Source organism: Pseudomonas sp. AF03-9 (genome assembly GCF_020515815.1).
In the GTDB taxonomy this organism is placed as follows: domain Bacteria; phylum Pseudomonadota; class Gammaproteobacteria; order Pseudomonadales; family Pseudomonadaceae; genus Aquipseudomonas.
In genome coordinates this window covers 84838-109353 of the sequence record NZ_JAHPJF010000010.1, presented here as the reverse complement: position 1 = coordinate 109353, position 24516 = coordinate 84838, and the positions used below count along the sequence as shown (strand labels likewise).

Genomic DNA, 24516 nt, shown 5'->3' with positions numbered 1-24516 from the left:
TTGGGGTTTGGCTCAAGCGAGCACTCCTTGCAAGCATAGGGCTGTTTATTGGTTGGGCATCAGCGTCGCGGAACCCACTTGCAGCATCTGGGTGAAATCCTTCGATGACACGGCCTTGCTGAACAAGAATCCCTGACCTTCCTCGCAGTGCTGATTGCGCAGGAAGGTCAGTTGCTCGAAGGTTTCCACCCCTTCGGCAATGATGTTCAGGTCCAGGCTCTTGCCCATGCCGATGATAGCGCTGATCAACTGCGCGTCCTGGCTGTTTGTACCCATGCCGCGCACAAAGGATTGGTCGATTTTCAACACATCGATGGGAAAGCGCCGCAGGTAACTCAGGCTGGAGTAACCGGTGCCGAAATCATCCAGGGCCAGGCGCACGCCCATGACCTTGATGGATTCCAGCTGGGTGACGGTTTCCTCGACGTTCTGCATCAACACGCTTTCGGTGATTTCCAGCTCCAGCTGTGCGGGTGGCAGGCCGGTCTGCTTGAGGATGGCGGCCAGGTTGTCGACAAAGTCGCGCTGGCGCAGGTCAATGGCCGAGACATTCACCGAGATGGTCAACGGCGCCAGGCCCATCTCCCGCCAGGCTTGTGTCTGTTCACAGGCTTGCTGCAACACCCAGAGGGTCACGCGCACGATCAGGCCGCTGTCTTCGGCCACCGGAATGAACTCGGCCGGGTTGACCCAGCCTGAGCGCGGTTGATACCAGCGGATCAGCGCCTCCGCCCCGACGATCTGCCCGGACTTGAGGTCCAGCTTGGGCTGGTAATGCAGCACGAACTCATCGCGGTCCAGCGCCTGGCGAATCGCGCTTTCCATGTTCTGCTGGCGTTGGGCGCGCAGGTTCATGTCCTCGGTATAGAAGCTGAAGTCGTTGGGGCCACGCTCCTTGCTGGTGTGCATGGCGGTTTCAGCGTGCTTGATCAACTCCACGGCATTGCCGCTGTCGTTGGGGTAAATGCTGATGCCCAGGCTGGCGGTGACGCTCAGGTCGTGCCCGGCGACGTGGCGGGTGGCGCCGATGGCCTTGAGGATCTTATGTGCCACATGCTGGGTTTGCTGGGGGTGCTGGATGTCGTTGAGGACGATGACGAACTCGTCGGAGCCGTAGCGGAACACCGAGTCCGAATCGCGCACCGTCGCCACCAGGCCCTGGCTGACCTGCTGGAGTACCTCGTCGCCGACCGGGTAGCCCAACGCGTTATTGATGCGTTTGAAGCGGTCGAGCCCGACAAACATCACCGCCAACTGTTTGTCATGCCGCCGGCTCAGGGCAATGGACTGGCTCAGGCGGTCACCCAGCAGCGTGCTGTTGGGCAACTCGGTGAGCGCGTCGTATTGCAGCAGGTGCGAGACTTTCAGCAGTTCCTGCACACGTTCTTCAATGGTGCGTTCCAGGCCGATGACCTTGAGCGCGACATCTTGGGCGAGCTGCCATTTCCAGGTCAGGGCGCTGGCCATCTGGCGGATTTCCAGGTGGTCGAAGGGTTTTTTCAGGATCAGTAGCTGGTCGTTGTACTTCAACCGCGCCTCGATGGCTTCGAAGGAATAGTCGGAGTACGCGGTGCACAGTGCGATCTGCAAGTTGGGGTCGACATTCCACAGCTGTTCGATGGTTTGCAGGCCATCCCAGCCTGGCGGCATGCGCATGTCGATAAACACCATGGCATAAGGGGCGTTCGCCGCGAGGGCCTTGTTCACCAGGGCCAGGGCCTCTTGCCCCTGGTAGGCGGAGTCGAGCTCAAACGCCTGGCGCACCGGGGCGACCGTGCCGAACAGCGCCTCTTCGAGGCCGTCCAGGGTCGGTTCATCATCGGGATGGGCACAGAGGATCTTGCGAAAGTCCTGGTGGATCGATGCGGTGTCATCGACGATCAGAATGCGACGGTTTGCCCGTCCTGAGCCCGGATTCATGACGCGCTCCGTAACTGCGTAAGGTACGACAACATAACGATTCCTTCCCTGATTCCACTGCTGAGCGAAGCGCACACCGGCTCTGACAGCGTAGTCGAGTTCCCTTGAAATCAACGGCCAGTTGGCGTCAAATCAACCCCGGTTGTTACCCTGAGGCATCCGGCGTTTATAGGCCAGGCTTTTCTACGACGCAGTACCTCCGGGCTCAATGGTTCAATTTAGATCAATTCTGTTTAATTTGAAGGCGCAGTATCCATGGATGATCAACTCGCTGTGAACCCTACGATCTTGCTGGTCGACGACGAAGAGTCGATCCTCAACAGCCTGCGTCGCCTGCTGCGGGGCCAGCCCTATGACGTGGTGCTCGCCGGCAGCGGTGCCCAGGCGCTGGAGATCATGGCGGCGCAACCCATCGACCTGGTGATGAGCGATGCGCGCATGCCGAACATGGACGGCGCCACGCTGCTGGCCAAGGTCCACGAGCTTTACCCGGCCACCAGCCGTATCCTGCTGACCGGCTACGCCGACCTGCCGACGATCATCAAGGCGATCAACGAAGGGCAGATCCACCGTTATATCGGCAAACCCTGGAATGACGACGAGCTCAAGCTGATCCTGCAGCAGGCCCTGGAGCATCAGCGCCTGGAGCGCCTGACCCTGGAGCAGAACGATCAGCTCAAGACGCTCAACGCCACCCTGGAAAAACGCGTGGCCGCGCGTACCAGCGAGTTGCAGCAAACCGCCGACATGCTCGACCTGGCCTACGACGAACTCAAGCGCAGCTATGTGACCGGCACCGAAGTGTTCTCGCTGCTGGCCAACCTGCGCCTGCCCAAGGACAAGCAGACCAACCGCCCGTTGATCGAACTGGTGCGCGTGTACTGCGCGTCCCAATGCATGGACGAAGCCAGCACCCGCGACCTGACCATGGCCGCCGCGCTCTACAACATCGGCAAGCTGAGCTGGAACGACAACATGCTGGTCGCCCCGTCCGACAAACTGCACAGCACCGACCGCGAACAGTACCGTGCCTATCCGACCCAGAGTGAATCGCTGTTGATGACCCTGGAACCGATGAAGGACGCGGCGCGGATCATTCGCCACCACCAGGAGCGCTGGGATGGCAGCGGGTTTCCCGACCACCTCAAGGGCGAGGCGATCCCGTTCGGCTCGCGCCTGTTGAAACTGGCGGTGGACTTCATCGAGTTGCAGAAGGGCCTGATCCTTGAACGGCAGATGAACAGTGGCGAGGCGCTGTTGTACATCCAGAAATACACCGGGCGACTCTATGACCCGGAGCTGGTGGAAGCGTTCTCCCAGGCCTGCGCCAAGTTCCTCAGCGATGTGACCCTCGGTGATCCGTCGATCAAAGTGCTGACCACCCGCGAACTGGCCGACGGCATGGTGCTGGCGCGCAACCTCAACGCCGACAACGGCATGCTGCTGCTCAACGCCGGCAAGGTGCTGAACCTGCCGCTGGTGGACAAGCTGATTGCGTTCGAGGCGATGGAAGGCGCCAAGTACAGCGTCTTCATCAAGGAAGACCCAGGCGCTTCAGGCGCACTCCAGTAAAAAATCCGCGAGGGGCCTGGTCGAGTCGTCGCACCGCCCCTCCCACATTGATTGCTGTGTTCCATGCGCACATGTGATTCTTGCACCCTTTGCCCCAAGGAAACCCTCCCATGCCGTCCACCATCCGCATCGCCGCCGCCCTCCTGATCGGCAGCGACGGCCAAACCCTGCTGGTGCGCAAGCGCGGTACTCAGGCGTTCATGCAACCGGGCGGCAAGATCGACGCCGGTGAGCAACCTGCCGAAGCCCTGGCCCGTGAACTGCACGAAGAACTCAACCTGCGTATCGACCCCAACGCCGCCGTATACCTCGGGCACTTTTCGGCACCCGCCGCCAATGAGCCTGGTTATACCGTCGAGGCGCAGTTGTACAAGGTTTGCATCGACGTGCCGGTGAACCCCGCCGCCGAAATTGAAGAAGTGCGTTGGATCGACCCGGCCGGCGATGGCGGCCTGGTTTTGGCACCCTTGACACGTGACCTGATCCTGCCGTTTTATCGCGCATCGCTGACCACCACCGCCTGACACACAGGCTCAAAGGACTGAACCGTGATCCCACTCAACGAGTTGCTGATTTTCGCCGCTGCCTGCCTGCTGATGGTGTTGACCCCTGGTCCGAACATGATCTACCTGATCTCCCGTTCGATCTGCCAGGGGCGCAAGGCCGGCCTGGTGTCGTTGTTGGGGGTGGTCGCGGGTTTCTTTGTGCACCTGTTCGCCGCGGCGGCGGGTTTGACCGCGGTGTTTCTTGCCGTGCCAATGGCGTATGAAGTGCTCAAATGGGCCGGCGCGCTGTACCTGCTGTGGTTGGCCTGGCAGGCGGTCAAGCCCGGCGCGCGCTCGCCCTTCGAAGCCCAGCAACTGCCGGCGGACTCCCCGCGCAAGTTGGTGACCATGGGCTTTCTCACCAGCGCGTTGAACCCGAAGATCGCGGTGTTCTACCTCTCGGTGTTTCCGCAATTCATCACCCCGGAGCACGGTTCGGTGTTCACCCAGAGCCTGATGCTCGGTTTCACCCAGATTAGCGTGAGTTTTATGGTCAATGCGCTGATCGCGATTTTTGCCGCGAGTATTGCCAGTTGGTTTATCAACAACCCGACCTGGCTGGCGGTGCAGCGTTACTTCATGGGCTTCGTGCTGGCGGCCCTGGCCGTGCGCCTGATGCTTGAGCAGCGCCGCAGCGCATGATCATCCGCACGCTGGCCGCCCGTGACGCGCAGGCGTATCGGGCATTGATGCTGGAGGCGTATGGCGTCTATCCCCAGGCCTTCACCTCCAGCGTGGCCGAGCGTGCGGCGATGCCGTTGAGCTGGTGGGAGAAGCGCCTGGACAGCCCGTTGGATCGATTGCTCGGTGCTTTTGAAGGGGATGAACTGGTCGGTATTGTCGGCCTGGCGTTCGAGCCTCGGGAGAAGGCGTGGCACAAGGTGACGTTGTTTGGCATGTATGTGAATGCCCGCCATCAGCACCAGGGTGTGGGCCGTCAACTGGTCGAGGCGGCACTGGATGAGGCGCGCAGGCAGCCGCGCCTGAAGGTGATCCAACTGACCGTAACCGCCGGCAATGACGCGGCGTTTGCGCTGTACCAGCGTTGCGGTTTCATCCAATACGGCCTGGAACCGTTGGCGGTGAGGGTGGGCGTCGAATACTTCGACAAAATCCACATGTGGCGCGAACTGAAGACCGACTGAAATCCAACTGTGGAAACCCTATCCAATGTGGGAGCGGGCTTGCTCGCGAAAGCGGTGTGTCAGGTACAGATAATTCGACTGAACCACCGCATTCGCGAGCAAGCCCGCTCCCACATTTTGATCATCAGAGTTTTCAGTATCAGCGGACGGCGCTGACCCCATCCAATGTCGAAAACGACGTGTCCTTGGCCGTCAGCAGGAAATCGCGCATATACGGCGCATCCAGCATGTCCGCACGAATCCCCGCATACAGCGTCGCAAACAAGCCTTTCTCGCCCAGGCGCTTGGCTTTCACATACCCGCGCGAGCTGTATTCATGCAGCGCCCAATGGGGCATGCCGCACACACCACGGCCGCTGGCCACCAGTTGCATCATCATCACCGTCAGCTCCGAGGTGCGCACCTGGGCCGGTTCGACGTCGGCGGGTTCGAGGAAGCGGGTGAAGATGTCCAGGCGGTCGCGCTCCACCGGATAGGTGATCAGGGTTTCGGTCAGCAGGTCTTCGGGGACGATATAGGATTTGCTCGCCAACGCATGCTGGTTCGCCACCGCCAGCATGGCTTCGTAGGTGAACAACGGTACATAGGTGATGCCTGGCAGTTCCAGCGGGTCGGACGTCACCACCAGATCCAGGTCGCCACGGGCCAAGGCCGGCAGTGGTGCGAAGGCAAAGCCGGAGGCCAGGTCCAGCTCGACCTCCGGCCACGCGTCGCGGAACTGGTCGATGGTCGGCATCAGCCACTGGAAGCAACTGTGGCATTCGATCGCCATGTGCAAGCGTCCGGCGGTGCCACCGGCCAAACGCGCAATATCACGCTCGGCGCCGCGCAGCAGCGGCAGGGTGGCGTCGGCCAATTGCAGCAGGCGCAGGCCGGCGCTGGTGAAGCGCAGCGGCTTGGTCTTGCGCACGAACAGCGGCATGCCCAGGCGTTCTTCCAGCTCCTTGAACTGGTGGGACAGCGCCGATTGCGTCAGGTGCAGACGTTCGGCGGCTTCCACCAGGCTGTCGGCTTCGCGCAGGGCGTGCAGGGTCTTGAGGTGGCGGATTTCGAGCACGGGCTCTCCATGAAGATAATTTGTGACGAATCGGAATAGCGTGAGTTTGTCTCACGTTGCAAGGCCTGTCGACTATGACCGCTGGGCACTCTTCATCAAACTGTCACGCAACTGTGGCAGCGCGCTTGAACAAACTTCATCAGACTCGCGCTCTACTGGGGTTCTGCGTTTCGGTGTTTTTCATGCGCGTGTTGCTTTTACTGGCCGCTTTCTTGTTCGGCCTGCCGTCTTTTGCGGCTTCTCGATGTGACGTCAATGTCCCGACCCAATCGGTCGACCTGGCTCAGGTAAGCATCGCCTACCAGAGCATCGGTCGTGCGTCCGACCCGGCCTTGTTGCTGGTGATGGGCCTGGGCGGGCAGTTGATCCACTGGCCGGATGAAGTGGTCGTCGCCCTGTGCCAACAGGGTTTTCGGGTGATCCGCTACGACAACCGTGACGTCGGCCTGTCCTCCTGGCGCCAGGCCCCGGCCAGCGCCAACCTGACCTTCGAAGTGCTGCGCTACAAACTCGGCCTGCCGGTGGCGGCGCCTTACACACTGACCGATATGGCCGATGACGCCATTGGCCTGATGGACGCGTTGCAGATCCAGCAATTCCACGTGCTGGGCGCGAGCATGGGCGGCATGATCGCCCAGCACCTGGCGGCCATGGCGCCGCAGCGAGTCGAAAGCCTCACGCTGATCATGACCAGCTCCGGCGCCGAAGGCCTGCCGGCGCCGAATGCGGCGTTGGTGCAATTGTTGTCGCGACGCAGCGCGCCCAACCGTGAAGTGGCGCTAGAGCAGCAGGCCGACTTGCTCGCCGCACTGGGCAGCCCGAATGTGAAGGATGATCGCCAGGCCCTGTTGCACCAGGCGGCGCTGTCCTACGACCGCGCGTTCAACCCCGATGGCGTGAAGCGCCAGATCATGGCGATCCTTGCCGAACCGAGCCGCGTGCCGCTACTCAACCAACTGCGCGTGCCGACCCTGGTCGTCCACGGAACCGCCGACCCGCTGTTGCCGGTGATGCACGGCGTGCACTTGGCGGCGCATATCCAGGGCAGCGAATTGAGGTTGATTCCCGGCATGGCCCACCGTTTCCAGGAAGCGTTCAAGGCGCCGCTGCTGACGGCGGTGTTGCCGTACCTGCAAGCCCATCGCCAAGACGCGGCGCACCTGGCGCGGATTGACCTGGGCGAGCCTTCGAAGGTGTTGTGACATTGGTGTATCGTGCAACCTTTCTGGCGCGTTTTTGCCTACGAGGTTGCCCACCATGAGTACTCCCCTGAAAATCGATTTCGTCAGCGACGTGTCCTGCCCCTGGTGCATCATCGGCCTGCGGGGCCTGACCGAAGCCCTCGACCAGCTCGGCGCCGACGTACAGGCCGAGATCCATTTCCAGCCGTTCGAACTGAACCCCAACATGCCCGCCGAAGGGCAAAACATCGTCGAGCACATCAGCGAAAAATACGGCTCCACTGCCGAGCAATCCCAGGCCAACCGCGAGCGCATCCGCGACATGGGCGCCGCGCTGGGCTTTGCCTTTCGCACCGACGGCCAGAGCCGCATCTACAACACCTTTGATGCTCACCGCCTGCTGCATTGGGCCGGCCTCGAAGGTTTGCAGTACAACCTCAAGGAAGCGCTGTTCAAGGCGTACTTCAGCGACGGCCAGGACCCTTCCGACCACGCGACCCTGGCGATCATCGCCGAAAGCGTCGGGCTGGACCTCAAGCGCGCGGCTGAGATTCTGGCGTCTGACGAATATGCCGCCGAGGTGCGTGAGCAAGAGGAACTGTGGGTGTCGCGTGGCGTGACGTCGGTGCCGACCATTGTGTTCAACGACCAGTACGCGGTGAGCGGTGGGCAACCGGCTGAAGCGTTTGTCGGCGCGATTCGCCAGATCATCAACGAATCCCGCAACTAAAAATGTGGGGGCGGGCTTGCTCGCGAAAGCGGAGTGCCAGTCACTAAACCTGTTGCTGATCCACCGCGTTCGCGAGCAAGCCCGCTCCCACATGGGTTACTCATTGTTCACAAGAGACCCGCTGGCCCGGCCCTTGCATTGACCCCCTGAAGCCATAAAGGGGGCACCTCTGCCTTGAATATTCTTGATCTCGACCACAGCCTCACCGGCCAGGCACCGATTGCCCTGCGCCTGGCCAGCGGTCAGGCCACGCGCATCGACCTGCTGGACCTGGGCCCCAAGCTGCGCCTGTGGTCCACCGAAAAAACCTGGAAGTCTTTCGCCCAACGCCTGGCCCAGCGGCCCCGGCCGGTGGATGCGCGGCCGGACATCCTGTTTGTCGGCTCCGGCGACTATCACCACCTCACACCGGCGTTTCTCGCCGACTTGAAAGAGCCCGTCAGCCTGATCCACTTCGATAACCACCCCGACTGGGTGCGCTTTGCGCCCAAGCGCCACTGTGGCTCGTGGGTCAATCGCGCGCTGAAAATGCCGGCGATCAAACGCATCGTCACCCTCGGCCCCTGCAGCGACGACCTGCATAACCCGCAACTGCGCGGTGGCAACCTCGGGGCGCTCAAACGCGGGCAATTGCAGCTGTTTCCCTGGCAGCATCCACCCTCGAAAGTCTGGGGCCGGGTCGGCGATGGCGCCGGGCACCGGCAGCAGGAAAACCACCTGCACTGGCGCAATTTGGCCGAGCTGAACTGGGCTGAGTTTCTCGACCAGATGATCGACAGCCTGCCCACCGAGGCGATCTGGATCACCATCGACAAAGACGTGCTCGCCAGCGAAGACGCCGCCACCAATTGGGATCAGGGCGGCATGCGCCTGAGCCACTTGCTCCAGGCCCTGCGCGCCTTGGCGGCGCGCAAGCGGATCATTGGCATCGACGTGTGCGGCGAGTTCGCCCAGCCTGCATTCAGCAACGCGTTCAAGCGCTGGGAAGCCAAGTCCGACCAGCCGCCACCCGAGCGCTGGAGCCCCGAGGATCTGCAACGCAATGCGGCCACCAATGCGGCCCTGATCGACCTGTTTGAGGAGTTGTTCCCGTGACGTTGACCGTGGTGTTGCTGGTGGCGTTTTCCATCGTGCTGGATGTGATCGGCCAGCTGTGTTTCAAGCTCGGCCTGGACCGTTTGCCCGAGTTGGAAGGCGGCTTTCGCCTGAACGCGTTCTGGGGCCAGGTATTCAATGCGCCGTTGTTGTGGGCGGGGATCGGCGCCTATGCGATTGAGTTTTTTGTCTGGCTCGAAGCCTTGTCCCGTGCGCCCTTGAGCCTGCTGTTCCCCGCCGCCGCGCTGGCGTATTGCGGGGTGGTGCTGGTGGGCAAAGTGGTGCTGGGTGAGACCGTCAGCCGTCGCCGTTGGGCGGGGACATGGGTGATCACCTTGGGCGTGATGTTGGTGGCGATTGGAGGAGGGCAGGTATGAGCACGCACGCATGGCTACACGGGCGCTTTGGCACGGTGGTGTTGTGGGCGTTGCTGATCTGCACCGAGAGCGCCGGACAGTTGTTTACCAAGGTGGCCGGCGACCAGTTGGGGCAGATGGACTTCAATTGGCTGTGGCTGGGTGAGGTGGCGCGCAACCCCGCAATCCTGGCGGCGATTGCCTGCTACATCGGCGCGTTTTTCGTGTGGATGCTGATCCTGCGGCGCAGCAGCCTGTCCCTGGCGTTTCCGCTGAGTTCACTGGTGTTTGTGGTGGTATTGCTCGGTTCGTGGCTGGGGCTGGGGGAGCATATCAGCGCGCTGCACTGGGTGGGCGTGGCGGTGATTATCGGCGGGATCGCCTTGTTGGCCGAAGGCGAAGAAAACTGAACAACCTGCTATGAAATGCAGGCCCATGTGGGAGCAGGCAAGCCAGCTCCCACATGTTGTTCCAGTTGAATCAGTTGAATTTGTAGCTGATCGCCGTCTGCACCTGGCCTTGGTTCACATCCCCGGTTTCCTTGACGATGCTGCTGTCTGCCGCTGAACCCACCAGGTGTACCCAGCTGGCACTGGTCAGCAAGGACCAGTTGGGCGCCAGCGGAAACTCGAAGCTCTGGCTCAGCGTCACATTCTGGAAGCCGCCGCTGGCGTTGTACGGGCGAAAGCCCGAGGCCGCAGACTCATTGGCGTCGACGCCGAAAAAGGTCTGGGTCTGGCGCGCGTCGGCAAAGTGCGCCATCAGGCTGCTGCTGCCGATGATGCCGCCGCCCAGCGGGTAGCCCAGTTCGCCGCCGACTTTACCCAGCACGCCGCTTTGGTCGTGCCCGCCGCCAACGGCCCGCCCCAATTGGGCGTATACGCGCCAGAAATCGGCCGGGGCGTATTGGATGAAACCGCCTGCTTCAGCCATGTCCGAGACGTTGCGCAAGCCTTGCAGCTCGCCGTTCGAGGTGCGCCCCTGCAAGTAATTGATGTACGGGCCGGCGGTGATCCCGTGGGTCTTCAGCGCGCTCCAGCTCAAGCCGTCTTCGGTGCTCAGGCTGACATTGCCCCAGTCCAGGTCCAGGTAGGGCACGGGACGGGTTTCGTAGCGGCTGCCGGTCGGGTCGTGGGGTTGATAGGTAAGACCCGCGCCGACTTCGCCGGTGATGGGCTCGGCCTGGGCCGCGTTGCAAAAGCCCCACAGCCCCAATAAACCGGCGACTACAGCAGAACTGACCTTGTGCATGGAAGCGTTTCCTTCTGGGGATATGCGCGCATGAACGCGCGAAGCGCCGCCCTGACGCAAGCACTGATCTTGTTTGTAGCAAGCTACAAAAATTGTAGCTCAGCTGACACAAATGCCATCACGCAGCGTGCAAAGCCCCAGCCCCGCTGGGCTTTGTGCGGTTGGCACAGTCCCTGCTCTAGCCCTGGTGCAAGCGCATACAGCGCGCTCTTCCAAGGTAAACACAGATGATCGACTGGCATATCGTGTGCGACTTCGATGGGACCATCACCCCCACCGATGTTATCGACAACGTCCTCCAACGCTTCGCCGGGCCCGAGTGGGAAACCATCGAACAGCAATGGCTGGACGGGCACATCGGTTCACGCGAATGCCTGAGCCGCCAACTGGCGTTGATCAAGGCCACCCCGACGGAACTGCTGGCGTACTTCGACAGCGTTGAGATTGACCCGGACTTCCCCGACTTCGTCGATCAGGTCATCGGCCTGGGCGCGTCCATCGAAGTGGTCAGTGACGGCATCGAACAAGGCATCGCGCGCATCCTGTCGCGCAACTACGTGACCTTGTTGCCGATCCTCGCCAACCGCCTGCGCCAGGTCGACCAGAACAGCTGGCGCATCGACTTCCCGTATTCCAGCGACGCCTGCCGCGCCGCCTCCGGCAACTGCAAGTGCAAATCCACGCCGCGCAACAAACGCGTGCTGGTGATCGGCGACGGCAAGTCCGACATGTGCGTGGCCTCCACCGCCGACTTCGTCTTTGCCAAGGGCAGCCTTGCCGACTACTGCGTCACCCACAACATTCCCCACGCGCGCTTCGACACCTTCGCCGAAGTCAGCGCCTTGCTGGCCCGACTGCCCCAGGGCAACGCCGCCAACGCCACCTCCTTTACTGCTGCCGACAACCAGGAACTCTTCCACCATGTCTGATATCCGCATCGCTACCGCCGAAGACCAGATCCTTCTGGATAAAGAAGCCAAGTATTGCTCCTACGGCGACACCGTCCACTACATCGAGCCGCCGCGTATTTTCAGCCGTTGCGAAGGCTCCTACGTGTGGGACACCGAAGACCAGGCCTACCTCGACCTGCAAATGTGGTACTCGGCGGTCAACTTCGGCTACGCCAACCCGCGCCTGAACAACGCGCTGAAACAGCAGATCGACACCCTGCCGCAAATCGCCAGCCAGTACCTGCACAAGGGCAAGATTGAGCTGTCGGAAATGATCGCGGTCGACGCCAAGAAGAAATTCGGCCTCGACGGTCGTGTGCACTTCAACGTCGGCGGTTCGCAGTCCATCGAAGACTCGTTGAAAGTGGTGCGTAACGCCACCAACGGCAAGAGCCTGATGTTCGCCTTCGAAGGCGGCTACCACGGGCGTACCCTCGGCGCCTCGTCGATCACCTCCAGCTACCGCTACCGTCGCCGCTACGGCCACTTCGGCGAGCGTGCGCAGTTCATTCCGTTCCCGTATCACTTCCGTGGCCCTAAAGGCATGACCAAGGAGGAATACGGCAGCCACTGCGTGCAGCAATTCGCGCGCCTGTTCGAGACTGAATACAACGGCGTGTGGGACCCGAAAGTCGGTTCCAGCGAATACGCCGCGTTTTACGTCGAGCCGATCCAGGGCACCGGCGGCTACGTGATCCCGCCGATGAACTTCTACCGTGAGTTGAAGCACGTGCTGGACCAGCACGGCATCCTGATGGTCTCCGACGAGATTCAGATGGGCTTCTATCGCACCGGCAAACTGTGGTCGATCGAACACTTCGACGTGCAACCGGACGTGATCGTGTTCGGCAAGGCGCTGACCAACGGCCTCAACCCACTGGGCGGTATCTGGGCCCGTGAAGAGTTGATCAACCCGAAGATCTTCCCGCCAGGTTCGACCCACTCCACCTTCGCCTCCAACCCGTTGGGCACGGCGGTAGGCCTGGAAATGTTCAAGATGACCAACGAAGTCGACTACGGCGCGATGGTCATGGCCAAGGGCAAATACTTCCTCGAAGGCCTGCAGGACTTGCAGAAACGCTTCCCGATCATCGGCGACGTCGACGGCCTGGGCCTGGCCCTGCGCTGCGAAATCTGCGGCCCGGATGGTTTCACGCCGGACAAGGCAACCCTGGACTACATGGTCGAAGAAGGCATGAAAGGCGACATGATCGTGGACGGCCAGAAACTCGGGCTGATCCTCGACGTGGGCGGTTACTACAAAAACGTGATCACCCTGGCGCCGTCCCTGGAAATCAGCTACCCGGAAATCGACCTGGGCCTGAAGCTGCTGGAGCAACTGCTGGTGCGAGCGACCAAACGGTGAATACGCCTGAGATCGACCTCGGTGAAGGTACTGCCGGTTTCGTTCTCGGTGCAGGTCCGGTCGGGATCTTGTTGATCCACGGCCTGACCGGCACGCCGACGGAATTGCGCCAAGTCGCCAAGGGCCTGGCCAAGGCGGGCAATTGCACGGTGTACGTGCCCACCCTGGCCGGGCATTGCGGCGATAACAGCGACTTGCAGGCCACCGGCTGGCTGGACTGGTACGACGGCGTGCGCAAGACCTTCGCCCAGGTCAAGCAACGCCACGCCCAGGTGTTCGTCGGTGGCTTGTCCATGGGCGCGGTGATGTCGATGTACGTGGCCGCCGAGCATCCAGGGCAAGTGAGCGGGTTGCTGATGTATTCGACCACCTTGAAGTACGACGGCTGGAGCATCAACAAGCTGGCGTTCCTTACCCCGTTGCTGATGAAAATCCCGTTCGGCGTGCACATCTGCCGCTTCGAAGAGAAGCCGCCCTATGGCATCAAGAACGAACGCCTGCGGGCCATCGTTGAGCGGCAGATGAAGGAGGGCGAGAGCAGCGAGGCGGGCTTGTTGACCATGGAGGGCATCACCGTGCGCGAGTTGCACCGGATGAACGCAGTGGTCAAGAAACGCATGCCCGAGATCAACGTGCCGGCGCTGGTGTTGCATTCCATCGAGGACGACATCACCAGCCGCTGGAACGCGGATTATGTCGAGCGCCATCTGGGCGGGCCGGTGACCAAGATCCTGCTGGACAACTGCTACCACATGATCACCGTCGACCTGCAATACCGCCGGGTGATCGAGCTGAGCGCCGAGTTCGTTGACCAGCACACAAGGCTCAAGCCAGGTCAGGTCAATGTGGGAGCTGGCTTGCCTGCGATGGCGGTGTTGACTGATCCACTGCTATCGCGGGCAAGCCCGCTCCTACAAAAAGCTGCACACAGTTGAATGGTGTTGGCCATAGCAATAAGGGAAAAATGTGATTACCGCCCAAGCCTTCCCCAGCATCCGGGCCCTCCAGCGCAGTGCCTGGAATGACTGTTTTCCCGGTGCTCTGGAGGACTGGGACTATTACGTCGCCGTGGAAAGCGCCGCCATCGCGGATTTCCAATGGCGGTACCTCGCGGTGTACGAAGATGGAACGCTGGTGGCCGTGGCTGCCGCGTTCATCACCCATTACCGCCTTGACACCACGGTGTCGGGCGCCGGCAAGCGTTTGACCGAACGCCTGGACCGACTGTGGCCGGGTCTTTTGCAGTTGGGCTTGTATGCCCTCGGTTCCCCGGTAGCCGAGCGCTGCGACGTCGGCTTCGCCAGCAGCGTGCCTGAATCGCGCCGCCCGCTGTTGCTCAAGCATCTGCTCGCCGCCGCACGCCAGGACGCCGATGAGTTCGGCATCGGCCTCGTAGCGGTCAAGGACGCGCCAAGCAACGATCCGCACTGGTCCGACAGCTGCCGCGCCGCCGGCTTCCAAAGCATGCCGAGTTTGCCCACGGGCGTGTTGCCGCTGCCCTACGGCTCGGTGGACGCCTACCTCGGTTCCCTGGGTAAATCCACGCGCAAGGACCTGCGCCGCAAACTGCGTGCACCGGGGCCGCGGGTCGAGTGGCGACGCAATATCGACGATGTGCTACCCGAGATCATGCGCCTGTACGAAGCTACGCTCACCCGCGCCGACTTGCAGTTCGAGCGCCTGCCCGCTGGCTACTTCACCGGTGTGCTGGAACGCCTTGGGGAGCGCGCGGTATGTGTTCTTTACTGGGTGGATGACCACCTGGTGGCGTTCAACCTGATCCTGCTGGACGAGCACCGCCTGGTGGACAAGTTCTTCGGGCATGACGTTGAATTCAGCCGTGACTACAACCTGTACTTCCGCAGTTGGCTGACCAATGTCGACTACTGTATTGAACACAAGATTGCCGTCTACGAGTGCGGACAGGCCGGGTATGCCAGTAAGCTGCGCCTGGGCTGCGAGTTCCAGGGCAACAGCGTGTTTTTCCGGCACCGCAACCGGCTGGTCAACGGCCTGCTCAAGCTAGTAAAACTGTTTATTCGACCGGATCGTTCCGACCCTGCCATGGCTGCTGCGATAAGCGAAACCTGATGATCACCAAGACCCGCCAGAAAGCCCGCCCCTTTGCCATTTCACGCTGGAGCGTCCAGCGCAAGCTGGTGTTGGCGTTTTGGCTGGTCAGTGTGATCCCCACCATGATCGCGGCGGAGTTGGCCGCCACCACCTTGTCGCAGATTTTCGACAGCAACGTGCGGATCTGGCTGCAAGAGTCGACCCGTATCGTCAAGGACGAGATCGGCGACATCGTTCATGACAACGCGCGCATGGCCAAACTGTTCCTGCGCTACGCCAGTCCGCCGTCGGGCAAGCAAGCCGCCAAACACGACCGGCTGACCGCGGATATTGCCGACGCAACGGACATCGACGTGGTGGCGCTGATTCGCGTCAGCGACCACAAAATCATGTTCAGCACCGCGCCCGATGACATCGTCAAACAGATCAACCTGACCGGCAATGCGGTGCTGCAAACCGTGAGTGTGTCGGGTGTCGATACCGGCATCGTGGTCTCGACGTTCGAGACCAACAAGGACGGCGTCGATTACCTGCTGCTGGTGGCCACCTATCTGGACAGCAGTTTCCTCACCAGCGTGGCCGAAGTGCATTCCCTCGACCTGCGCCTGTACCTGGCCAACCCCAAGGGCTTCTCGGAGATTTTCTCGACCCAGCGTTTCCAGGATCATCCCTCGCGCATCCCCAGGGACGTCGAAGCGGCAATGCGCAGCACGCGCCAGCCCAGCGAGCAATTCACCAACAACTACAGTGGCTTGTACTGGCCGATCTTCAATGATGCCGGTGAGCTGCAAGGCGTTATCTTCAGCGGCCTGCTGCGCCACACCAGCTTGGTGGGGCTGGTGAACCAGAGCAATCTGTTCGTGCTGATCTTCCTGGTCAGTTCGGCGTTGTCCCTGGGCGCCGGGGTGTTGGTGTCACGGCGCCTGACCCAGCCGTTGCGTGACCTGTCCGAGGGGGTGAGTGCGGTGATCTGCGGTAACTACCAACACCGCGTGGCGGTCAGCGGTGGCGACGAACTGGCCCAGTTGAGCAGCACCTTCAACCACATGACCGAGCGCCTGGGCGAGTTGCATCACCTGGAAGCGCAACTGCGTCGGCGTGATCGCCTGCATGCCCTGGGTGAAGTCGCCATGGGCCTGGCCCACGAAATCCGCAACCCGTTGGGCATTATCAAGACTGCGACCCAACTGCTGCACCGGCGCGCTGACCTGGCGGAAACGGACAAGCGTCATCTGGAATATGTGGTCAGCGAAGTCAGCCGGATCAACGAACTGATCACCGAGTTTCTCGACTTCGCCAAACCCAACCCGCCGTTGCGCGTGTTGCAGGCGGCCCGCCCGCTGGTGGATGAAATCCTCGGCTTTTGCGCGCCGGAACTGGCCAGCCACAAGATCGATGTGCAGCTCGATGATCAGGCGCCGGGCGCGACGATTTATGCCGATGCCAAGCAGCTCAAGCAGGCCTGCCTCAACCTGATCCTCAATGCCATCGACGCGATGCCCGAAGGTGGGCGGTTGACCGTCGGTATTCGCACGCTTGGCGACGGCACCACGCAAATCAGCATCGCCGACAGCGGCCAAGGCATTGCGCCCGAGATGATCGAGCGCATTTTCACGCCTTTCGTCACCACCAAGGCGTCGGGCACGGGCCTGGGGCTGGCCAAGGTCTACTCAATCATGGAAAGCCACGACGGCAGCATCGAATGCGTCAGCGAGGTCGATGCCGGCGCCACCTTCAGCCTGTATATTCCAGCGATTGACCAAGACGACGAGGACAACCATGACGTATAGCATTCTGGTGGTCGACGACGAACCCAAACTCTGCGATCTGCTGGCATCGGCCCTGGGCCAGAACGACATCCAGGTCTTCATTGCCGGTAACGGCCTGCACGCGCTCAAGGTGCTGGAGCAGGAAGACATCGACCTGGTGATCAGCGACTGGCGCATGCCCGGCATGGACGGCCCGGCGCTGCTGGCCGAGATCAAGGTGCGTTATCCCCAGGTGCCGGTGATCGTGATGACGGCCTACAGCACCGTGAAAAACGCCGTGCAATCGATGCGCAACGGCGCCTACGACTACATCGCCAAACCCTTCGATATTGATGAGCTGGACATCACGGTGGCCAAGGCCTTGCAGTTTCGCGACATCCTGCGTGACAACGCGCGCCTGCGCGCCGAGCTGGATGAACACGCCCAGTTCGACAGCCTGGTCGGCGACAGCCCGGCGTTTCGTAGCGTGTTGCAGGCGGTGGACGCGGTGCGTGACAGCACCGCGACGATCCTGCTCACCGGCGAGAGCGGCACTGGCAAGGAAATGGTCGCGCGGGCTATCCACAAGCATGGCAGCCGCGCCGACAAGCCGTTCGTGGCGGTCAACTGCGCGGCGATCCCCGAGGGGCTGCTGGAAAGCGAAATGTTCGGCCATCGCAAAGGCGCGTTTACCGGCGCGGTGTCGGACCGGATCGGACGCTTTCAGCAGGCCGATAAGGGCACGCTGTTTCTTGATGAAGTGGGCGACATGCCGCTGGCGTTGCAGGCCAAGATCCTGCGCGCGTTGCAGGAGCGGGTGATCGAGCCGGTAGGCGACCCCCGAGAGCGCAAGGTAGACGTGCGGGTAATCGCCGCCACCAACAAGAACCTGCTGGAGGCGGTGGCCAACAAGGAGTTTCGCGAAGACTTGTACTACCGCCTCAACGTGTTCCCGATTCCCTTGCCTGCCTTGCGCGAACGCGTGGAAGACATCGCGCCCCTGGCCCGGCACTTTGCCCACACCCTGAGTGCCACGGCCGGCAAGCGCATCACCGGCTTCAGCCCGGAGGCGTTGCAGGCGATGGCGGCGTATCACTGGCCGGGCAATATCCGTGAACTGCAAAACTGCGTGGAGCGCGCGACGATTGTGGCGGCCACGCCGGTGATCGAAGACATCGACCTGCCGGGGTATCTGTTTGCGTCGAAGCCAAGTGAAGCTGGCGTTGCTGCGATCCTCAGTGACGGGCCGGGGATTCCCCAGGACCTCGACGCTGCGCTGGCTGAGGTAGAGAAGGCGTACATTCTGGCGGCATTGCAGGAGAGCAATGGGGTGCAGGCGGCTGCGGCGGCGAAGATCGGGATTTCGGAGAGGAGCTTCTGGTATCGCCTGAAAAAGCTGGGCATCCAGGTCGACAAGATCGTGCGCTGATCTTTCTGTCAGTCACTGATCCAAATGTGGGAGCGGGCTTGCTCGCGAATGCGGTGGTTCAGTTGGAATATCTTTGACTGACACACCGCTTTCGCGAGCAAGCCCGCTCCCACATTTTTAACCGAGTTGTGTCAGGTGTGCAGGCGTACCCAGACAGTGACCAGCACAGTCGCGGCCATCAGCCAGGCAACTGCCGCGACGGCCAACGAGGCTTCAAGCCGCAACCGATCCACCATCACATACAACGTCGCCAAATACACAAAGTACGGAATGATCGACCACATCCCGAACAGGATCGTGGTCTTCAAATCTTCCACCGAGCGGCCTTTGCCGACGATGTAGTGGGCGATCAGCGCAAAGGTCGGGAACAGCGGCACCAGGCCGGCGATGTAGTAGTTCCTGGTCTTGGCCAGCGCGGCCAGGATCAACACGACTGCCGCGCCAAGGGCGGCTTTGAGGAACAGGTCCATCAGTGGCTCAACCCGTATTTTTTGACCTTGTCGAACAGGGTGGTCTTGGCCATCCCCAGTTCCTGGCTGGCTTGCGTCAGGTTGCCGCCACTGCGTTGCAGGGCGTCGCTGAGCAGGTTGCGTTCGAAGGCTTCCACCGCTTCGGTAAAGGCCAGGCCCTGGCCGCTGCCGGCCGCGCCGCTTTTCTTGAAGGCGGGCAGGCCGAGGGCGAAGCGTTCGGCGACGTTGCGCAGTTCGCGCACGTTGCCCGGCCAGTCGTGGCTCATCAGGCTCGACAGGGTCTGGTTGTCCAGCTCCGGCACCGCGCGGTCGAAGCGCAGGGACGACTGCTGCAGGAAGTGTTCGAACAATTGCAGGATGTCTTCGCGGCGTTCGCGCAGGGGCGGCAGTTCCAGGGTGACCACGTTGAGGCGGTAGTACAGGTCGCTGCGGAACTGGCTGGCGCGGCTCAGTTCATCGAGGTCGGACTTGGTCGCGGCGATCACCCGGCAATCCACTGCCACGCTCTGGTTTGAACCCAGGCGTTCGAGGGTGCGTTCCTGCAACACCCGCAGCAGTTTGATTTGCAGGTTGATCGGCATGCTTTCCACTTCATCGAGGAACAGCGTGCCCTGGTGGGCGTGTTCGATCTTGCCGATACGGCGCTTGCCGGCGCCGGTAAACGCGTTGGCCTCGTGGCCGAAAATCTCGCTTTCGAACAGGTTCTCCGGCAGGCCGCCGCAGTTGAGGGCGACGAACTGGTGGTCATGACGGCGGCTGAAATCATGCAGGCAGCGGGCGACCAGTTCCTTGCCGGTGCCGGTCTCGCCTTCGATCAGCACGTTGGCCGAGGTGTCGGCAACGTTGGCGATCAGCTCGCGCAGGTTCTGCATGGCCGGCGAGCGGCCGATGATGCGGCCTTCGAGGGAGTCGCGCTCGGCCAACTGGCGGCGCAGCGCCCAGACTTCCCGCGCCAGCCCGCGTTGCTCCAGGGCTCGGCGGGCGACGTCGACCAGGCGTTCCGGGGAGAAGGGTTTCTCCATGAAATCGTAGGCACCGTTGCGCATCGCACCGACCGCCATGGAGATGTCGCCATGCCCGGTGATCAGCACCACCGGCAGGCTTTTATCCAGGGCCTTGAGGCGCGTGAGCAACTCCAGGCCGTCGATGCCCGGCAGGCGAATGTCGCTGATGACGATACCGGCAAAGTTCTCGTCGATGCGCTTGAGCGCTTCTTCGGCACTGCCCACGCCGATGCTGGGAATGTCTTCCAGCGACAGGGCCTGCTGGCAGCCGAGCAGTACATGGGGATCGTCTTCGACAATCAGGACGGTGAGGTCTGCGGGGTTGGTATTCATGTCGACTCAGCTGTTTGAGCACCCACCAGCGGCAGGCACAGGACAAAGGCAGTACCACCACCCACCGGATGCTCCACGGCAAGATTGCCGCCGGTGGCCGCGGCGAGGCTGGCGGACAGGGTCAAGCCCAGGCCCAGGCCTTGCTCGCCGGGTTTGGTGGTGAAGAACGGTTCGAACAGATGCTTGCGGGCCTCGGGGTCGATGCCGTGGCCGTTGTCACGCACATGCAGGCGGTATTTGCCCTCGCTGCTGCTGCCTTCCAGCCACAGTTCGGGGGCCGGCTGGGCTTGCATGGCGTCGACGGCGTTGCCGATCAGGTTGACCAGGATCTGCTCCAGGCGTGTCTGGTCGATCTGCAATTGGGCGTGGGCAAAATCGCGGTGCACGGTCAGCGGCAGGCTGTCCAGGCGTGGGCCGAGCACCTGGAACGCGGCGTCCACCGCCTTGTTCAGGCTGGCTTCGCCCTGATCGTCGCCGCGTCGGGCAAACGATCGCAGGCTGGCGGTGATGCGGCCCATGCGGTCGATCAGTTCGTTGATGGTTTGCAGGTTGGCGCTGGCGGTGTCCAGGGCGCCGCGTTCGAGGAAGCGCACAGTGTTGCCGGACAAGGTGCGCAGCGCGGCCAACGGTTGGTTCAGTTCGTGGGCGATGCTGGTGGACATCTGGCCGATGGCCGCCAGTTTGCCGGCCTGCACCAGTTCATCCTGGGCGCGGCGCAAGGTCTCTTCGGCCTGGCGTCGTTCGCGGATCTGGCCTTTGAGGCGTTCGTTGCTGGCGCGCAGGTCGGCGGTGCGTTCGGCGATCCTTCGTTCCAGCTGGCTATTGGCTTCCTGCAAGGCTTCGCGGGCGGCGAGGCGGGTGGCGATGACCTTGCGCCGCTCGTTCCAGGCAATCAGCAGGAATGCCACCAGGCCAAAGGCGACGGCCACCAGGATGCCCTGGTTGATCGCGGCGCGGCGCAGGTCGTTGAGCGGGGTGAGCAGGGTGAAGTTCCACGGGGTGTCGTTGAGCGGGCGGGTCTGCGCCAGGTAGCTGACTTCCTGCTCGTCGTTGACCACTTCACTGTTGGCCGGGAAGGTGAGCTTCTCGGCGCTTTCGTTCAGGCGCTCGCGGGCCAGGGGTTCCAGCTCGTTGAGCGTGGCCCAGTAATATTGCAGGCTGTGGGCCAGGCGGTCCTTGGTGTCATCGCTCAACGGACGCACGGCCTTGAGGCGGCGGGCCGGGTCGCTGGAGAGAATGATGATGCCGTTCTCGTCGCTCACGAAGGCTTCGAGCCGCGCGCGTTGCCAGCGTTCTTCGAGGGCTTCGAGGCGCACCTTGACCACGGCCACGCCGATGATCTTGCCGTGCTCTTCCAGGCCGTGGGCCAGGTAGTAGCCGGGTTCGCCGTTGGTGCTGCCGATGCCGTAGAAGCGCCCGGGCTGGCCACGCACGGCGTTCTGGAAATAGGCGCGGAAGGACAGGTCTTCACCCTGGTAACTGTCGGCATCGCGCCAGTTACTGGTGGCCAGCACACGGCCGGTGGTGTCCATCACATAGATGGCCCGGCTGCGACTGCGTCGGTTCAGGCCTTCGAGGTAATCGTTGACGGTCTTGCGGGTTTCCTGGTTCGGGTCGGCCAGCAGCTTGGAGACGCTGGACTCCAGCTCCAGGAGGCTGGGCAGGTAGGTGTATTTGCTCAGTTCGCTTTCGACGGTACGGGCATGCAGCTCCAACTGGCGCTCGCCGGTGTCGCTGAGGGTGCGGATGCCGTAGTAGTCACTGACCCAGAAGCCGATATAACCCAGGCCGACCATCAGGATGATGATCAGTGGCGGCAGGAACAGTTGGCGAATCAGACGAGGCTTCACGGCAAGTGATGGCGGCGCGGCGCGATATTGATTGGGGTCGCATTTCATCACAGATGCCTTGGGTCAACCAGCAGTGCGAGCAGGCTTCTGTAGTGAGCGGGCTTGCCCCGCGCTGGGGGGCGAAGCCGCCCCAAAACCAGGCACCCTAGTTCTATCTGGAGAAATACGGTGACTGGGTTAGGGCGGCTTCGCCCCCCAGCGCGGGGCAAGCCCGCTCACTACAAAAAGCCCGCGCGGCGTTGGTTTTAGTGTTGCAGGATTTTCTCAAGGAAGTGCTGCGCGCGTTCGGAGCGGGCGCTGATATCGCCGAAGAACTCTTCTTTCTGGCAGTCTTCGATGATCTTGCCGGCGTCCATGAAGATCACGCGGTCGGCCACTTTGCGGGCGAAGCCCATTTCGTGGGTCACGCACATCATGGTCATGCCTTCCTGGGCCAGTTGCACCATCACGTCGAGTACTTCGTTGACCATTTCCGGGTCGAGGGCCGAGGTCGGTTCGTCGAACAGCATGACGATCGGGTCCATGGCCAGCGCGCGGGCAATCGCCACACGTTGCTGCTGGCCGCCGGAGAGTTGGCCTGGGTGCTTGTGGGCGTGTGCCGACAGGCCGACGCGCTCAAGCAACTGCAGGCCTTTCTTGGTGGCTTCTTCCTTGCTGCGGCCCAGCACCTTGATCTGCGCGATGGTGAGGTTTTCGGTGATTGTCAGGTGCGGGAACAGCTCGAAGTGCTGGAACACCATGCCCACTCGCGAACGCAGCTTCGGCAGGTTGGTCTTCGGGTCGGCGATGGAGGTGCCGTCCACGATGATGTCGCCCTTCTGGAACGGTTCCAGCGCGTTGACGCACTTGATCAGGGTGGATTTGCCCGAGCCGGATGGCCCGCACACCACGATCACTTCGCCTTTTTTAACCTCGGTGCTGCAATCGGTCAGCACCTGGAAGTCGCCATACCACTTGTTGATGTTCTTGATAGAGATCATACGGCAAACCTTTTTTGCAGACGCTTGACCAGCAGCGAGGCGGAAAAGCTGATGATGAAGTAGACGACACCGGCGAAGATCAGGAACTCATTGGAGCGGCCGATGATGTCGCCGTTGGAGCGGGCGGAGTTGAGGAAGTCCACCAGGCCCACGGTGTAGACCAGCGAAGTGTCCTGGAACAGGATGATCGACTGTTGCAGCAGCAACGGGGTCATCTTGCGGAACGCCTGGGGCAGGATGATCAGGCGCATGGTCTGGCCATAGGTCATGCCCATCGCTTGCGCCGCACCCATCTGGCCCTTGGGGATCGACTGCACGCCGGCCCGCACGATTTCACAGAAGTACGCGGCTTCGAACATCATGAAGGCCACGACGCAGGAGGTGAACGCGCCGATCGGGGTGTCTTCGCCGGTGATCCAGCGCAGCACGAACGGCACCGCCAGGTAGAACCAGGTGATCACCAACAGCAACGGGATCGAACGGAAGTAGTTCACATAAGCGCCGGCCAGGCGCGACAGCAGCTTGCTGGACGACAGGCGCATCAACGCCAGGACCGTACCAAGGGCGATGCCGCCGACCACGCCCATGACCATCAACTTCAAGGTCATGACCATGCCGTTCCACAGGCCTGGGATGGCGGGGATGATGCCGCTGAAATCGAGTTCCATTATTTACCCCCCACGGAGATCAGGCCGGGCACCGCGACTTTCTTCTCGACCATGCGCATGAGCAGCATCAGGCTCATGTTCAGGGTGAAGTAGATCAGCGTAGCCAGGGTGAAGGCTTCAAACAGGTTGGCCGAGAACTCGGCGGTCTGCTTGGTTTGCGCCAGCAGTTCCATCAGGCCGATCAAGGACGCCACGGAGGAGTTCTTGAAGACGTTGAGGAATTCCGAGGTGAGCGGTGGAATGATGATCCGGTAGGCCTGGGGCAGCAGCACGTTCCAGTAGATCTGCGGCAGCTTGAAGCCCATGGCGCGCGCGGCGGATTCCTGGCCGCGTGGCAGCGCCTGGATACCGGTCCGCACTTGCTCGCACACCCGCGCTGCGGTGAACAGGCCCAGGCACACCACGACGCTCAGGTAGGCCGAGGTGGTCGGGTTGAGGTCTTGCTTGTACCAGTCCTGCAGGTTTTGCGGCAGCAGGTCGGGGATCAGGAAGTACCAGATGAACAGCTGCACCAGCAGCGGCACGTTACGAAACAGTTCCACGTAGCAGGTCGCGATGCCCGATACGATACGGTTTGGCACGGTGCGCATGACCCCCAGAATGGAGCCCAGCAGCAAGGCGATAATCCATGCCACGACAGCGATGGCGATGGTCCAGCCCAAGCCGGCGATGTACCAGTCGAGATAAGTCTCGCCGCCCACGCCGGTGGACTTGAAGAACACGCCCCAGTCCCAGTTGTAATTCATTAGGGTCTCCCCTCGAAGTCGATCGATGTACAAGCACCCGCTTGGGG

24 protein-coding genes are annotated in these 24516 nt (G+C 61.9%); 15 read left to right on the top strand and 9 right to left on the bottom strand.

What is annotated here, in order from left to right; genetic code table 11:
• Positions 1–45: 45 nt before the first annotated feature.
• Positions 46–1920 (bottom strand): putative bifunctional diguanylate cyclase/phosphodiesterase, encoded by a 1875-nt coding sequence (locus tag LIY36_RS13750; RefSeq protein WP_226455964.1) that lies wholly within the window; start codon positions 1918–1920, stop codon positions 46–48.
• A 255-nt stretch (positions 1921–2175) separates the two neighbouring features.
• On the opposite strand from LIY36_RS13750, the gene LIY36_RS13745 reads away from it, so the two are divergent.
• The 4 genes from LIY36_RS13745 (at position 2176) to LIY36_RS13730 (ending at position 5182) form a co-directional block, all read left to right on the top strand.
• A complete protein-coding gene (locus LIY36_RS13745) occupies positions 2176–3492 on the top strand; it encodes an HD domain-containing phosphohydrolase (protein WP_192297348.1) in 1317 nt (438 codons plus the stop codon).
• A gap of 110 nt (positions 3493–3602) precedes the next feature.
• Positions 3603–4016, top strand: a complete 414-nt coding sequence (locus tag LIY36_RS13740; protein ID WP_192297346.1) for an NUDIX hydrolase — start codon at positions 3603–3605, stop codon at positions 4014–4016.
• 24 nt (positions 4017–4040) lie between these two features.
• The gene (locus LIY36_RS13735) at positions 4041–4679 is read left to right on the top strand and encodes a LysE family translocator (protein WP_192297344.1); all 639 of its coding nucleotides are present in this window, start codon (positions 4041–4043) and stop codon (positions 4677–4679) included.
• Complete coding sequence (locus tag LIY36_RS13730; RefSeq protein WP_226455963.1) at positions 4676–5182, top strand: GNAT family N-acetyltransferase; 507 nt, start codon at positions 4676–4678, stop codon at positions 5180–5182. Before LIY36_RS13735 ends, LIY36_RS13730 begins: the two co-directional genes overlap by 4 nt.
• A gap of 139 nt (positions 5183–5321) precedes the next feature.
• Here the strand turns inward: LIY36_RS13730 and metR are convergent, their stop codons facing one another.
• A complete protein-coding gene (gene metR, locus LIY36_RS13725; RefSeq protein ID WP_192297340.1) occupies positions 5322–6239 on the bottom strand; it encodes a transcriptional regulator MetR in 918 nt (305 codons plus the stop codon).
• A 182-nt stretch (positions 6240–6421) separates the two neighbouring features.
• On the opposite strand from metR, the gene LIY36_RS13720 reads away from it, so the two are divergent.
• The 5 genes from LIY36_RS13720 (at position 6422) to LIY36_RS13700 (ending at position 10011) form a co-directional block, all read left to right on the top strand.
• Positions 6422–7441, top strand: coding sequence for an alpha/beta fold hydrolase (locus LIY36_RS13720; protein ID WP_226455962.1), 1020 nt, complete (start codon positions 6422–6424; stop codon positions 7439–7441).
• Between the two features lie 55 nt (positions 7442–7496).
• A complete protein-coding gene (locus tag LIY36_RS13715; RefSeq protein ID WP_192297337.1) occupies positions 7497–8150 on the top strand; it encodes a DsbA family oxidoreductase in 654 nt (217 codons plus the stop codon).
• A 174-nt stretch (positions 8151–8324) separates the two neighbouring features.
• The gene (locus LIY36_RS13710; protein ID WP_226455961.1) at positions 8325–9245 is read left to right on the top strand and encodes an arginase family protein; all 921 of its coding nucleotides are present in this window, start codon (positions 8325–8327) and stop codon (positions 9243–9245) included.
• Complete coding sequence (locus tag LIY36_RS13705; protein WP_192297335.1) at positions 9242–9622, top strand: transporter; 381 nt, start codon at positions 9242–9244, stop codon at positions 9620–9622. The genes LIY36_RS13710 and LIY36_RS13705 overlap by 4 nt, the downstream gene beginning before the upstream one ends.
• Positions 9619–10011 carry an EamA family transporter gene (locus LIY36_RS13700; protein WP_192297334.1) on the top strand — a complete coding sequence of 131 codons (393 nt, stop codon included), beginning with the start codon at positions 9619–9621 and terminating at the stop codon, positions 10009–10011. The genes LIY36_RS13705 and LIY36_RS13700 overlap by 4 nt, the downstream gene beginning before the upstream one ends.
• Positions 10012–10081: 70 nt before the next feature.
• Here the strand turns inward: LIY36_RS13700 and LIY36_RS13695 are convergent, their stop codons facing one another.
• Entirely contained in the window at positions 10082–10852 is a 771-nt protein-coding gene (locus LIY36_RS13695; protein WP_226455960.1) for a MipA/OmpV family protein, read from the bottom strand.
• A 227-nt stretch (positions 10853–11079) separates the two neighbouring features.
• Between LIY36_RS13695 and LIY36_RS13690 the strand changes: the two genes are divergently transcribed.
• The 6 genes from LIY36_RS13690 to LIY36_RS13665 are packed head-to-tail and all read left to right on the top strand — an operon-like array spanning position 11080 to position 18418.
• The gene (locus LIY36_RS13690; RefSeq protein WP_192297332.1) at positions 11080–11781 is read left to right on the top strand and encodes an MtnX-like HAD-IB family phosphatase; all 702 of its coding nucleotides are present in this window, start codon (positions 11080–11082) and stop codon (positions 11779–11781) included.
• Positions 11774–13168: an aspartate aminotransferase family protein gene (locus LIY36_RS13685; RefSeq protein WP_192297331.1), complete on the top strand. Its 1395-nt coding sequence runs from the start codon at positions 11774–11776 to the stop codon at positions 13166–13168. Before LIY36_RS13690 ends, LIY36_RS13685 begins: the two co-directional genes overlap by 8 nt.
• Positions 13165–14103: an alpha/beta hydrolase gene (locus LIY36_RS13680; protein ID WP_226455959.1), complete on the top strand. Its 939-nt coding sequence runs from the start codon at positions 13165–13167 to the stop codon at positions 14101–14103. The genes LIY36_RS13685 and LIY36_RS13680 overlap by 4 nt, the downstream gene beginning before the upstream one ends.
• Before the next feature lie 31 nt (positions 14104–14134).
• A complete protein-coding gene (locus tag LIY36_RS13675) occupies positions 14135–15259 on the top strand; it encodes a GNAT family N-acetyltransferase (protein WP_226455958.1) in 1125 nt (374 codons plus the stop codon).
• Positions 15259–17031 (top strand): sensor histidine kinase, encoded by a 1773-nt coding sequence (locus LIY36_RS13670; RefSeq protein ID WP_226455957.1) that lies wholly within the window; start codon positions 15259–15261, stop codon positions 17029–17031. The genes LIY36_RS13675 and LIY36_RS13670 overlap by 1 nt, the downstream gene beginning before the upstream one ends.
• Positions 17021–18418, top strand: coding sequence for a sigma-54-dependent transcriptional regulator (locus tag LIY36_RS13665; RefSeq protein WP_226455956.1), 1398 nt, complete (start codon positions 17021–17023; stop codon positions 18416–18418). The genes LIY36_RS13670 and LIY36_RS13665 overlap by 11 nt, the downstream gene beginning before the upstream one ends.
• Before the next feature lie 131 nt (positions 18419–18549).
• On the opposite strand, the gene LIY36_RS13660 is transcribed toward LIY36_RS13665, so the two are convergent.
• From LIY36_RS13660 to LIY36_RS13635, 6 genes are all read right to left on the bottom strand, one after another.
• Entirely contained in the window at positions 18550–18888 is a 339-nt protein-coding gene (locus LIY36_RS13660) for a GlpM family protein (protein ID WP_226455955.1), read from the bottom strand.
• The gene (locus LIY36_RS13655; protein WP_192297321.1) at positions 18888–20225 is read right to left on the bottom strand and encodes a sigma-54-dependent transcriptional regulator; all 1338 of its coding nucleotides are present in this window, start codon (positions 20223–20225) and stop codon (positions 18888–18890) included. Before LIY36_RS13655 ends, LIY36_RS13660 begins: the two co-directional genes overlap by 1 nt.
• Complete coding sequence (locus tag LIY36_RS13650; protein ID WP_226455954.1) at positions 20222–22123, bottom strand: sensor histidine kinase; 1902 nt, start codon at positions 22121–22123, stop codon at positions 20222–20224. Before LIY36_RS13650 ends, LIY36_RS13655 begins: the two co-directional genes overlap by 4 nt.
• Positions 22124–22320: 197 nt before the next feature.
• On the bottom strand, positions 22321–23055 hold the full coding sequence (locus LIY36_RS13645; RefSeq protein WP_226455953.1) for an amino acid ABC transporter ATP-binding protein: 735 nt from the start codon (positions 23053–23055) through the stop codon (positions 22321–22323).
• Complete coding sequence (locus LIY36_RS13640) at positions 23052–23723, bottom strand: ABC transporter permease subunit (RefSeq protein ID WP_192297318.1); 672 nt, start codon at positions 23721–23723, stop codon at positions 23052–23054. Before LIY36_RS13640 ends, LIY36_RS13645 begins: the two co-directional genes overlap by 4 nt.
• Complete coding sequence (locus tag LIY36_RS13635; protein ID WP_192297317.1) at positions 23723–24469, bottom strand: amino acid ABC transporter permease; 747 nt, start codon at positions 24467–24469, stop codon at positions 23723–23725. Before LIY36_RS13635 ends, LIY36_RS13640 begins: the two co-directional genes overlap by 1 nt.
• Positions 24470–24516 lie beyond the last annotated feature (47 nt).

Excerpts from the sequence above, each read along its gene's own strand:
- LIY36_RS13750 (WP_226455964.1), bottom strand. The coding sequence starts at position 1,920 with ATGAATCCGGGCTCAGGACGGGCAAACCGTCGCATTCTGATCGTCGAT.
- LIY36_RS13745 (WP_192297348.1), top strand. The coding sequence starts at position 2,176 with ATGGATGATCAACTCGCTGTGAACCCTACGATCTTGCTGGTCGACGAC.
- LIY36_RS13740 (WP_192297346.1), top strand. The coding sequence starts at position 3,603 with ATGCCGTCCACCATCCGCATCGCCGCCGCCCTCCTGATCGGCAGCGAC.
- LIY36_RS13730 (WP_226455963.1), top strand. The coding sequence starts at position 4,676 with ATGATCATCCGCACGCTGGCCGCCCGTGACGCGCAGGCGTATCGGGCA.
- LIY36_RS13720 (WP_226455962.1), top strand. The coding sequence starts at position 6,422 with ATGCGCGTGTTGCTTTTACTGGCCGCTTTCTTGTTCGGCCTGCCGTCT.
- LIY36_RS13715 (WP_192297337.1), top strand. The coding sequence starts at position 7,497 with ATGAGTACTCCCCTGAAAATCGATTTCGTCAGCGACGTGTCCTGCCCC.
- LIY36_RS13700 (WP_192297334.1), top strand. The coding sequence starts at position 9,619 with ATGAGCACGCACGCATGGCTACACGGGCGCTTTGGCACGGTGGTGTTG.
- LIY36_RS13695 (WP_226455960.1), bottom strand. The coding sequence starts at position 10,852 with ATGCACAAGGTCAGTTCTGCTGTAGTCGCCGGTTTATTGGGGCTGTGG.
- LIY36_RS13690 (WP_192297332.1), top strand. The coding sequence starts at position 11,080 with ATGATCGACTGGCATATCGTGTGCGACTTCGATGGGACCATCACCCCC.
- LIY36_RS13685 (WP_192297331.1), top strand. The coding sequence starts at position 11,774 with ATGTCTGATATCCGCATCGCTACCGCCGAAGACCAGATCCTTCTGGAT.
- LIY36_RS13670 (WP_226455957.1), top strand. The coding sequence starts at position 15,259 with ATGATCACCAAGACCCGCCAGAAAGCCCGCCCCTTTGCCATTTCACGC.
- LIY36_RS13665 (WP_226455956.1), top strand. The coding sequence starts at position 17,021 with ATGACGTATAGCATTCTGGTGGTCGACGACGAACCCAAACTCTGCGAT.
- LIY36_RS13660 (WP_226455955.1), bottom strand. The coding sequence starts at position 18,888 with ATGGACCTGTTCCTCAAAGCCGCCCTTGGCGCGGCAGTCGTGTTGATC.
- LIY36_RS13655 (WP_192297321.1), bottom strand. The coding sequence starts at position 20,225 with ATGAATACCAACCCCGCAGACCTCACCGTCCTGATTGTCGAAGACGAT.
- LIY36_RS13650 (WP_226455954.1), bottom strand. The coding sequence starts at position 22,123 with ATGAAATGCGACCCCAATCAATATCGCGCCGCGCCGCCATCACTTGCC.
- LIY36_RS13645 (WP_226455953.1), bottom strand. The coding sequence starts at position 23,055 with ATGATCTCTATCAAGAACATCAACAAGTGGTATGGCGACTTCCAGGTG.
- LIY36_RS13640 (WP_192297318.1), bottom strand. The coding sequence starts at position 23,723 with ATGGAACTCGATTTCAGCGGCATCATCCCCGCCATCCCAGGCCTGTGG.
- LIY36_RS13635 (WP_192297317.1), bottom strand. The coding sequence starts at position 24,469 with ATGAATTACAACTGGGACTGGGGCGTGTTCTTCAAGTCCACCGGCGTG.